The organism is Marinomonas rhizomae, from assembly GCF_003315485.1.
GTDB lineage: Bacteria > Pseudomonadota > Gammaproteobacteria > Pseudomonadales > Marinomonadaceae > Marinomonas > Marinomonas rhizomae.
The window spans coordinates 84,199-94,698 of record NZ_QNSE01000014.1 but is presented as its reverse complement, the minus strand read 5'-3'; the positions used below and the strand labels follow the sequence as shown (position 1 = coordinate 94,698).

7 protein-coding genes are annotated in these 10,500 nt (G+C 46.1%); 5 read left to right on the top strand and 2 right to left on the bottom strand.

The features are described from left to right. Nucleotides 1-62 precede the first annotated feature (62 nt). Nucleotides 63-1,172 (top strand): dihydropyrimidinase, encoded by a 1,110-nt coding sequence (gene hydA, locus DFP80_RS17440; RefSeq protein ID WP_258546993.1) that lies wholly within the window; start codon nucleotides 63-65, stop codon nucleotides 1,170-1,172. 155 nt (nucleotides 1,173-1,327) lie between these two features. Here hydA and DFP80_RS17435 read toward each other — a convergent pair whose 3' ends face one another. Continuing rightward, nucleotides 1,328-3,841: a CoA transferase gene (locus DFP80_RS17435; RefSeq protein WP_113918093.1), complete on the bottom strand. Its 2,514-nt coding sequence runs from the start codon at nucleotides 3,839-3,841 to the stop codon at nucleotides 1,328-1,330. A 527-nt stretch (nucleotides 3,842-4,368) separates the two neighbouring features. Between DFP80_RS17435 and DFP80_RS17430 the strand changes: the two genes are divergently transcribed. The 4 genes from DFP80_RS17430 (at nucleotide 4,369) to DFP80_RS17415 (ending at nucleotide 9,895) form a co-directional block, all read left to right on the top strand. Then, complete coding sequence (locus tag DFP80_RS17430) at nucleotides 4,369-5,952, top strand: BCCT family transporter (RefSeq protein ID WP_113918092.1); 1,584 nt, start codon at nucleotides 4,369-4,371, stop codon at nucleotides 5,950-5,952. 123 nt (nucleotides 5,953-6,075) lie between these two features. Further along, on the top strand, nucleotides 6,076-7,236 hold the full coding sequence (locus DFP80_RS17425; RefSeq protein ID WP_113918091.1) for an iron-containing alcohol dehydrogenase: 1,161 nt from the start codon (nucleotides 6,076-6,078) through the stop codon (nucleotides 7,234-7,236). A 59-nt stretch (nucleotides 7,237-7,295) separates the two neighbouring features. Next, nucleotides 7,296-8,792: a CoA-acylating methylmalonate-semialdehyde dehydrogenase gene (locus DFP80_RS17420; protein WP_113918090.1), complete on the top strand. Its 1,497-nt coding sequence runs from the start codon at nucleotides 7,296-7,298 to the stop codon at nucleotides 8,790-8,792. Between the two features lie 209 nt (nucleotides 8,793-9,001). Beyond that, complete coding sequence (locus tag DFP80_RS17415; protein WP_113918089.1) at nucleotides 9,002-9,895, top strand: LysR family transcriptional regulator; 894 nt, start codon at nucleotides 9,002-9,004, stop codon at nucleotides 9,893-9,895. An 86-nt stretch (nucleotides 9,896-9,981) separates the two neighbouring features. On the opposite strand, the gene DFP80_RS17410 is transcribed toward DFP80_RS17415, so the two are convergent. Further along, on the bottom strand, nucleotides 9,982-10,464 hold the full coding sequence (locus DFP80_RS17410; protein WP_113918088.1) for a phosphatidylglycerophosphatase A family protein: 483 nt from the start codon (nucleotides 10,462-10,464) through the stop codon (nucleotides 9,982-9,984). Nucleotides 10,465-10,500: the final 36 nt, after the last annotated feature.

Genomic DNA, 10,500 nt, shown 5'->3' with positions numbered 1-10,500 from the left:
GCATTGCTGAGCTAATGTGATTTTAAAAGCACGACTGTACTTTGACATAAAAAGAACCCCCAATGTTGTTTGTCCAACTATTGGGGGTCACTTCATTTCATGTGGCTATTACCTGGTGGGATGACACGGTCGCAGAGGAAATGAAAATCCTGGTAAAAGATCATGGCGTAAACAGCTTCAAACACTTTATGGCCTACAAAAATGCCATCATGGCAACGGATGACATTTTGGTGGCGAGCTTCACAAAATGTCTAGAACTCGGAGCAATCCCAACCGTTCACGCTGAAAATGGCGAGCTGGTTTATCACCTACAAAACAAACTTATGGCCGAAGGCATGACTGGTCCAGAAGCGCATCCGCTATCTCGCCCTTCATCAGTGGAAGGCGAAGCCGCCAACCGTGCGATTAGTATTGCCAACACACTCGGTGCGCCCATCTATCTTGTCCACGTTTCTACCGAAGAAGCCGTCGACGCCATTCGCTACGCCAAAGATCACGGACAAACCGTCTTTGGTGAAGTGCTTGCTGGGCACTTAACCGTTGACGACAGTGTGTACCAAAATCCAGATTGGGCCACCGCTGCAGCACATGTAATGAGTCCGCCCTTCAGACCAAAACATCATCAAGATGCGCTTTGGAAAGGCGTACAAGGTGGCACCTTACAAACTACTGCCACTGACCATTGCGCTTTTTGTGCTGAACAAAAAGCCATGGGACAAGACAACTTTACGCAAATTCCAAACGGCACAGCCGGAGTAGAAGAACGCATGATGGTACTCTGGGAGAAAGGCGTAAACGAAGGCAAAATCACCATGAATGAATTTGTTGCCTTAACATCAACCAACACAGCAAAAATCTTTAACATGTATCCAAACAAGGGTTGTATTCGTGTTGGCGCGGATGCTGATTTAGTGATTTGGAATCCTGCTGCGACCAAAACGCTTTCCGCGAAAACGCATCATTCGAAAATCGAGCACAGTATTTTTGAAGGCATGGAAATTCATGGTGTACCAGAAACCACAATTTGTAATGGTAAGCTCGCTTGGCATGACAATGTGCTAATCGCTGAATCTGGCGATGGACAATACATAGATCGCCCGACTTACGCGCCTTATTACGAATCTCTCAGAAAACGCAAAGAGCTGAATCAGCCTAAAGCAGTTACACGCTAACAACATCAAGAGCCTTACGCTTACCTATTTACACATCGCTGACTACTGTAAAAATGCATTTACGATAAATATTTAAAGCCCCCTGTTAATTGTCACAATTATCGAGGGGCTTTAAACACTAGATTATTTTTACTGTAGTGACGCTATTCTGCCACTTAGCTGGGTAGAAACTCCTTTCCCCATCCAGTTGCAACAACCTTTTTCTCTAGCATCATGTTGATATCACTTTCACAGTAACCCAAGTCTTGTAAAACTTTTATGGTCGAATGGCCAAACTTCTCTGTTGGCGTCGCGGCTTTAATAGTCGACTCCATTGGGCGAATCGCATATTGGTCAATTTGCGTGACACAATGCCCACTTGGGTGATCCGCATAAACAGAAAACGCATAGCTGCCTCGGTCGAGGCCAACCGTTTGATCAGCTGGACGACTGTTATTATCGCGCAAATGCTCAATCGACAAAGGCTCGGCACAGGCCACATCCACCTGACGGAAAGCGTCTAACCAAAACTCAGTCTGCTGCATGACAAAAGCATTCGTTAAAAAGTCTTCAATATTTTGACTGGTTTGAATGCCTTCAAGCGCTTTAATTTGACTAATTTTATCCAACTCCGTCGGTTTCGCATCCAGGAATAACCAACCATTTTGGGTTTGATAGAAATGAGACAAAGCATGACTACCAAGCACATATCGACCAGACGGCTCATCAAAAGGGCCTCGACCATCGTAATCAAACGCAAAAGGTAACTGAGCGATATTGGTCACCGCCGACAAGGAGGTTCTCACACGACTTACTTTGCCCGTTTTGCGTTTCTGATAAAGCGCCAGAGCCATGCCTAAACCGGCGGCAAAACCACAGTTCACATCAAGTGTACCTAAATGGGCATGCTCTTCTGGGGTTTCTGGTCGACCAAAACGACTCATGATGCCGCTGTTCGCTTGAATAATATCATCGTAGCCAATGTAATTGGTTTTGCGTCCTTTACGCGGCGCACCGAAGCAATCAAGACGACAAAACAGCACGTCTGGATTAATCGCACTCAAACTCGCTTGATCCAACCCTAACGGCACCATTTGACGCTCTGGGGCATTCATAACCACCATATCGACACTTTTCACCAGCTGCTCAAAAATTCCTCGGCCTTCCGGCGTCGTGATGTCCATAAGAGCACTCTTCTTGCCAACCCCTGCTTGAAAGGTAAAGAGAATACCGATTAACGGATCATAGAGAGGGGTTACTGGGTCTAACTTAATGATATCCGCACCGAAACGGGACAAAAAGGCAGACGAATGAGGTCCGGCAATCACATTGGTTAAATCCAAAATACGAATGCCACTTAACCATCCATCGCCGCTGGCCGCTTGAATGTCTGCTCCGCGAGGGCGCGTCGATTGATCTGTCATTTCAGCGCCTTTCAAACGCGTTATCGCCTCATCAAACGTGACGTTTTCTCGCGCTTTTGGTGACAACATCGGCTCAGCTTCGCCTTCAAACCACACAATTGGGCCTGGCTGTTTCATGGTACCAAATTCGGCATCATCCACTTCCACAATTAACCCAGACTCTTTGGTGTATTCACAATTCACCCATTCTTGTGTGGTTCGATGAGGCGCTCCCGGAATTTGGCCTTCACCAAAAATAACACCCCATTCTTCGGAGGTTTTTTGCAAAAAGGCGCGCTTCATTTTAGCGGAAATAATATCGGCCCATTTTTTCGGCAAGGGGTACACACCGATCGACGTTTCCCCTTCCCATTCCTGAATCGGAGCATGCAAATCTTTCACGTCCGGCAAGCCTTCGGCGATCAATTCATCATAAATACCCAAGACTTTTAAGGCTCTTTTGGCATGATTGCGGTGAGAAGGGCAAACACAGTAAAACATACGCCCATCCGCACACAGGTAAGTACGATAAAACGGATCTAGATACTCTTGTAACTGCTCATAGCTTAGATCCATTTCGATGTTGTTCAACTTACGGTGCTCTATTTCCAATTCACGCATGGTTTTATAGCGTTCAGGGAGTTGATCAACCACATAAGAATTGTAAGAAAGACCTTCCATCAAGGCCGCCGCAACCGGTACTTCAATAGTATCACCTCGACCTGTTTTTTCTCTTTCAAACAGGGCCAAAGCAATGGAACTGGCCGCTAACGTAATGGCATAAGCAGAACCTAAAGGCAGTGGCGAATAGCTTGGATTGACGCCCATTAGCACTCGATTAAAGCCCATGTCGGTAAACGCACCCGACGTGGCCGCGACAACGGCTTCGGTCGCTTTCCAGTCACGGCGAAGTTGGTCGTTACTGGCAAAACCAGGCATGGAAAGTGTGATTAATTCCGGGCGCTGTTGACGCAATTTAACAAAATCAATGCCCAAATTTTTCATCACATCTGGGCGAAAACTTTCAATCACAATGTCGGCATTGGCAATAATCTCTAGCGCTTGATCTAAGCCAGATTGACTCTTGAGATCCAATCGCAGTGACGCTTTATTTCGATTCAGAATAGCATTGGCAGGATGCTGCCAGCTGGGCCCAGTTGGTGGGTCTATATGTACCACCGTTGCCCCTAAATCGGCCAATACCATAGCCACAGCAGGACCCGCAATTTGCTGACCAAAATCGGCCACACGAATACCTGCCAAAGGTAATTGATTGTGTTTGCTCATATTCACTTCATCCTAGTTAACCTAGTGCCAAACCCGCTTATATAAAGGCTTTAAATAGATTGGCATTATTTATTTTTATACCGGTAACCCGGCTGCTTTTAGGTTTATACGACGTGATTGGTAATCGTGAATTTACCCAGCGAATCGTCGAAAGCAGAATCTTAGGAGTGAATTTGAACGCGAACCAGCAAAATAAAAATGGCCTCAGATATCATTTTTTTTATGTCTAAAAAATGGCAAAAATGACCCATAAAATTTATAGGGTCTAAGGTAAATTTTTTATTGCTTCTCAGTTCAGAGGAGATTCATAACAATGTTTTTCGCAACAAAGTCATTAAGACAAACCGACGGGATTTAATCTGCGTTAGTGGTCAATAAATGTCTTAACAATAAAATAAAAATAAAAGAGAGAATCGCAATATGAAACATACTATGCACGCTTGTCTCATCTACGCAGAACAGCCCAGGTTGGCTGAGTTTACTTTGCAAACTTCAAAGAAAAACAACGCGCAGATGGGGTCAACACGATGAATAACAAATCTTATGTTCTCCCAAAAAAAGGGTTGTTTTCCGGCACGCATCCCATTCTAGCTGTTGGCTCCGCCCTGCTAGTTACGGCATTTGTATTGTTTACCGTCTTCGATCCGACCCTTGCAAATACCCTTTACAGCTCAGCCAACAGCTATATTTCGTCTAACTTAGCTTGGTATTACATTGGGTTAATTAGTTTTTTCCTATTTTTCGCGGTTTGGATCAGTTTTAGTCCTTATGGTGATATTCGTCTTGGGAAAGATTCAGATCGTCCAGAATTCAGCAATTATGCTTGGTTCTCCATGCTGTTCAGTGCGGGAATTGGTATCGGCATCCTATTTTGGAGTATTGCCGAACCCATTTATCACTTCCAAAACAACCCGTTTGTCGCAGAATCCCAACAAAATACCGTTGAAGCTGCACAAGTGGCCATGCGCATCGCTATTTTCCATTGGGGTCTTCACGGCTGGGGATTGTTTGCGGTAATTGGGTTGGCATTGGCTTACTTTTCCTACCGAAAAGGCCTACCGCTTTCCATTCGATCTAGCTTACACCCAATCTTTGGAGACCGAATCTACGGACCAATCGGTCACGCGGCCGATTTGCTAGCGGTATTCGGTACTGTATTTGGTATTGCAACCTCTCTAGGTTTAGGCGCGCAGCAGATGAACGCGGGTCTGTCTTATTTGTTTGGCATCGAGATTTCCACAACCAACCAAATTATCCTTATTGCCATCTTGTCGGTGATTGCAACAGGCTCCGTTTTAACGGGCTTAAATAAAGGCATCAAGATTTTAAGTGAGTGGAACATGCACTTAACCATCGTGATCCTTTTGCTGTTCATTGTATTTGGTCCAACGGTGTATGTACTCGGCGCGTTTATTACTAACCTAGGCGATTATGTTTCCCACGTGGTAGAGCTGGGTTTCTGGGTCGATCCTGATCCGAAAGGTCAATGGCAAGGTTGGTGGACAATCTTCTATTGGGGTTGGTGGATTGCTTGGGCGCCTTTCTGCGGCATCTTCATCGCGCGTATTTCTAAAGGTCGTACCATTCGTGAATTCGTCTTCGGTGTATTAATTGCGCCAACGCTTCTTGCCGCATTCTGGATTTCCATTTTTGGTAACACAGCGATGTTTGTGGAATTGTTTGGCGCAGGTGGCATCACCGAAGCGGTGAACGCTGACACGACCATGGCCTTGTTCACCACCATTGAAAGCATGAACGCAGGGGATGTTATCACCATCATCATTTCAAGCCTGTGTACCTTGATGCTAGTCACTTACTTTGTCACCTCAGCGGACTCCGCCACCCTGGTTATTTGTACCATCGTGTCTTTTGGTGATGAGCATCCACCAGCAAAATTCAGAGTCTTTTGGGGCGCTGCTATTGGTGCGGTTGCGGCGGTACTTCTTTACGCCGGTGGATTGAAAGCCTTGCAAACCGCGTCGATTGTCGCCGCTCTGCCTTTCTCTTTCATCGTCATTATGGCCGCGTATGGACTGGTTAAATCCCTAAAAGCCGAGATTCGAACCAACCAAGACGAACAACTTAAACCCGTAACGGAAGCAAAATCTTAACCGATCGCCCAAGGTTTGATTAAACCGACAATCGCGATTTGCACCAGCATTAGCGCAAATCGCGATATGCGCTCGACTAAAGACGCAACCGTTTGTCTCACACACATAACATTAGGAAACAGTATGTCTACTCAAATCATTCTTCCGCGCATGTTACAAGTCGGCAAAGACGCCAGTCATGCCACTCCTAATATTTTAGAGAGCCTTGGCTGTCACCGTCCATTGATCATCACAGACAAAATGATGGTGAAACTGGGCTACGCGGAAAAAATCCAAGCCGTTCTAGCAGAGCAAAACATGTCAGCTGACGTCTTTGACGACACCGTACCTGAACCCACTGTCGCGTCGATTCAATCAGGCGTTAATAAAGTCAGAGAAGGCGATTACGACAGCATCATTGCCTTGGGTGGCGGTAGCCCAATCGACAGCGCCAAAGCCATCAGTATTTTAGGCAAATTTGGTGGTGAGATGCGCGATTATAAATTTCCTCGCGTCGTGACTGAAGCGGGCTTACCCATTATTGCCATTCCGACAACGGCCGGGACGGGATCAGAGGTCACGAAAGTCACCATCATTACAGATGAAAACACAGACGAAAAAATGCTCTGCATGGGCGTCGGTTTCATGCCTGTGGCGGCTTTAGTTGATTACAACTTAACCCTATCGCTACCAGCACGAACCACAGCGGATACTGGTATTGATGCTCTGACACATGCGATGGAAGCGTATGTCAGTAAAAAAGCCAGCCTCTACAGTGACGGTCAAGCCTTAGAAGCCATGCGTTTAATCGCCCCTAATCTTCGCCGTGTTTATCATGATGGCGCTGACGAAACCGCTCGTGAAGCCATGATGCTTGGTTCCACTCTGGCTGGTATCGCCTTTTCAAACGCCTCTGTCGCATTAGTGCATGGTATGAGCCGTCCAATTGGTGCGGCTTTCCATGTACCTCATGGTTTATCCAACGCCATGCTACTCCCTGCTGTCACCGAATATTCTATTCCTGCTGCCGTTCAGCGCTATGCCGATTGTGCCCGCGCAATGGGCATCGCGTCACAGCAAGACAGTAACGACACGGCCAACGAAAAACTGATCGCCGAACTTAAAGCACTAAACGAAGAGCTCAAAGTGCCTACTCCTGAAGAGTTTGGTATCGACAGAACCCATTTCATGGGATTGCTCGACACCATGGCAGAACAAGCGATCGCCTCTGGTTCACCGGGTAACAATCCAAGAGTTCCCAGCCCGGACGAAGTCATTGAGCTTTACAAGCAGCTTTGGGATTAAATTCGATTTAAACATAGAGAGCCCTTTCTACGGCTCAGATAATTTTTGAGGAAACATAAATGAATACCATTGGACAACTGATTAATGGCGAAGTCATCGTCGAAGGCACTCGTCAACAAGACGTTTACAACCCATCTACTGGTGAAGTCAGCAAGCAAGTAGATCTTGCCTCTAAAAGTACAGTAGAGAGCGCCATTGCAGCCGCTCAGGCCGCCTTCCCAGCTTGGCGTAATACCCCTGCGATAAAACGTGCTCGCATCATGTTTAAGTTCAAGACCTTACTAGAAGAACATGCAGATAAAATTTGCGCCATGATCGGCGAAGAGCATGGCAAGATCAGTCATGATGCAGCAGGTGAGTTGCAACGTGGTATTGAAAACGTTGAATACGCTTGTGGCGCTCCTGAACTGTTAAAGGGCGAACACAGTAAGAACGTTGGTCCAAACATCGATTCTTGGAGCGAGTTTCAACCACTGGGTGTGGTGGCTGGCATCACGCCATTTAACTTCCCAGCCATGGTACCGTTGTGGATGTTCCCTATGGCCTTGGTTTGCGGTAACTGCTTCATCCTTAAGCCATCCGAACGTGACCCAAGCTCAACGCTTTTCATCGCTCAGTTGTTAAAAGAAGCCGGTCTGCCAGACGGTGTCATGAGTGTGATTAACGGTGATAAAGAAGCCGTTGACACTTTACTGCATGATGATCATATCAAGGCGGTGAGCTTTGTTGGTTCCACACCGATTGCGGAATACATCTATACCACCGCCAATGCCAATGGCAAACGCTGCCAAGCACTAGGTGGTGCGAAAAACCACGCCATTGTTATGCCGGATGCAGACATGGATAATGCCGTAAATCAGCTAGTCGGGGCGGCCTTTGGTTCCTCTGGCGAACGATGCATGGCTCTGTCTGTGGCGGTTGCTGTAGGCGATGCAGCCGGAGATGCGCTAATATCAAAAATGCAAGAAGCCATGAAAAACCTCAACGTCGGTGCCTACTCTGATGCCACAAACGATTTTGGCCCTGTGATCACCAAAGCTCATCAAGAGAAAGTCATCGGCTATATTAATAGTGCAGAACAGCAAGGCTCTAAGATTGTCGTTGATGGCCGACAAACCAAGGTCGCCGGTTATGAAAACGGCTTCTTTGTTGGTGCCACGCTCATTGATAACGTGAGCTCAGACATGGTCAGCTACAAAGAAGAAATCTTTGGCCCAGTACTACAAGTGGTACGAGTCGGCACCATGCAAGAGGCGATGGATCTTATCGATGCCCACGAATACGGTAATGGCACCTGTATCTTTACTCGTGATGGAGAAGCGGCACGTTACTTCTCTGACAACATTCAAGTGGGCATGGTTGGCATCAATGTTCCATTGCCTGTGCCAGTGGCGTACCACAGCTTTGGCGGTTGGAAACGTTCATTGTTTGGCGACCTTCATGCTTATGGTCCAGATGCGGTACGTTTCTACACCAAGCGTAAAACCGTGACACAACGTTGGCCTTCAGCTGGTGTTCGTGAAGGCGTTGAATTCTCAATGCCTACCATGAAGTAAAAAAACGAACGCTAAGGACAGCAAAAGTGTTATCTTCTCATCGCCATAGCTCTAATGAATAAGAGCTATGGCTTTGTTTTATATGAAAATAAATATAAAAATGGTCATCTAAAAGTCTATTAAGTTCTATTTCCGTTTAGGGTTACTGAAATAGGAAGTTTTGGCATCAATTAATAGCTAACATTGAAATATATGTTGAGATTACGAACATGAAAAAAAGACTGCCTCCACTCAATTGGTTACGTTCATTTGAAGCCTCTGCGCGCCACCTAAATTTCACTCAAGCGGCCAATGAACTCAATCTCACCCAAGCGGCCATTAGCCAGCAAGTCAAAAGTCTTGAATCGCAACTGGGTACGACCCTGTTTAAACGACTGCCACGAGGTCTCGCCTTAACCGATGCTGGCTTAGCCTACATGCCCGCCATACATGACTCGATTGGCAGACTGGCTGCCGTCACAGATGAATTATTTGGCCAAGGCCAGAGTCGACAAGTGACCATTCGTGTCAGCTTGGTCTTCTTTACTACATGGTTGGCCCCAAAGCTGCCACTTTTTTACGAACAATACCCAGACATCCGAGTACGCTTTACCAGCAATATTTGGAAAGAAGAAAAAGAAAAAGACACGGATTTGGACATTCGCTACGGTCGAGGTATATGGTCCGATGTGAAAGCCGAAAGACTGACATGGGATGAGCTCTTTCCTGTCTGCAGTCCTGACCTTATCAAAGATCATCCACTGCCACTTGAAAAAGACTTGCTATCAGAGCACAGGTTACTGCACGTATTAGGTTATGAAGAAGGCTGGGGCTATTGGCTCAACCAAACCAGTACCGACTACCATGACAAGGGCCATGGAATTCAATTCGATACCTTAATATCCGCTCTTGAAATGGCAAAACTGGGACAAGGTTTTGCACTCGGTCGCACCTCATTGGTTTCCGGTATGTTGGAAGAAGGCTGTTTGATTGCCCCGTTTGAAGATAAATTAGAAACCTCAGAAGCGTTTTTCTTAACCCATACAGCCCCACAATTTCTTCACCCAAATGCAGAAATATTTAAAAAATGGGTGCTGGAAACGGCACAAAAACAACGTTCTTAGTACAAGCAATTAACATCAATGCGCTATGACAAACTCATTACAATGAACCGTTTGTCATAGCGATAAAACAAGCAGGCAAAAAACGCTTAAAAAACAAACTTCACCAAAGCCTGTAGAACAACAAAAGACATAATACCGGCCAAAATATCGTCCAACATAATACCAAAGCCACCATGTACGTTTTTATCGACCCAAGAAATTGGCCAAGGTTTCAATATATCGAATAGGCGAAATAACACAAAACCCAGCACGATATAGAACCATCCCGCTGGCGCTAGCCACATGGTAATCCAGAAGCCAACAAACTCGTCCCAAACAATACCAGCATGATCGTGCACTCCCATATCTTTCGAGGTTTTTCCGCAAAGATAGATCCCTACCAACGACGTCACCACCAGTACAATAAAATACGCCGTTGCGGTTAAATCTTGCAGAAACCAAATAAACAAAGGCACCGCGGCCAAAGTACCAAAAGTTCCGGGCGCTTTTGGCGCAGCACCAGAACCAAGGCCAAACGCCAAGAAATGTATCGGATTACGCCATACCGACGCCGGGGCTGAATTCACCATGAAGCCATTTACCTATTTAAATTAAAAACTAAAGAT

What these genes read in the sequence shown, in the direction of transcription:
- DFP80_RS17415 (WP_113918089.1), top strand. Translation starts at nt 9,002, where the DNA reads ATGAAAAAAAGACTGCCTCCACTCAATTGGTTACGTTCATTTGAAGCC.
- DFP80_RS17435 (WP_113918093.1), bottom strand. Translation starts at nt 3,841, where the DNA reads ATGAGCAAACACAATCAATTACCTTTGGCAGGTATTCGTGTGGCCGAT.
- DFP80_RS17425 (WP_113918091.1), top strand. Translation starts at nt 6,076, where the DNA reads ATGTCTACTCAAATCATTCTTCCGCGCATGTTACAAGTCGGCAAAGAC.
- DFP80_RS17430 (WP_113918092.1), top strand. Translation starts at nt 4,369, where the DNA reads ATGAATAACAAATCTTATGTTCTCCCAAAAAAAGGGTTGTTTTCCGGC.
- hydA (WP_258546993.1), top strand. Translation starts at nt 63, where the DNA reads ATGTTGTTTGTCCAACTATTGGGGGTCACTTCATTTCATGTGGCTATT.
- DFP80_RS17420 (WP_113918090.1), top strand. Translation starts at nt 7,296, where the DNA reads ATGAATACCATTGGACAACTGATTAATGGCGAAGTCATCGTCGAAGGC.
- DFP80_RS17410 (WP_113918088.1), bottom strand. Translation starts at nt 10,464, where the DNA reads ATGGTGAATTCAGCCCCGGCGTCGGTATGGCGTAATCCGATACATTTC.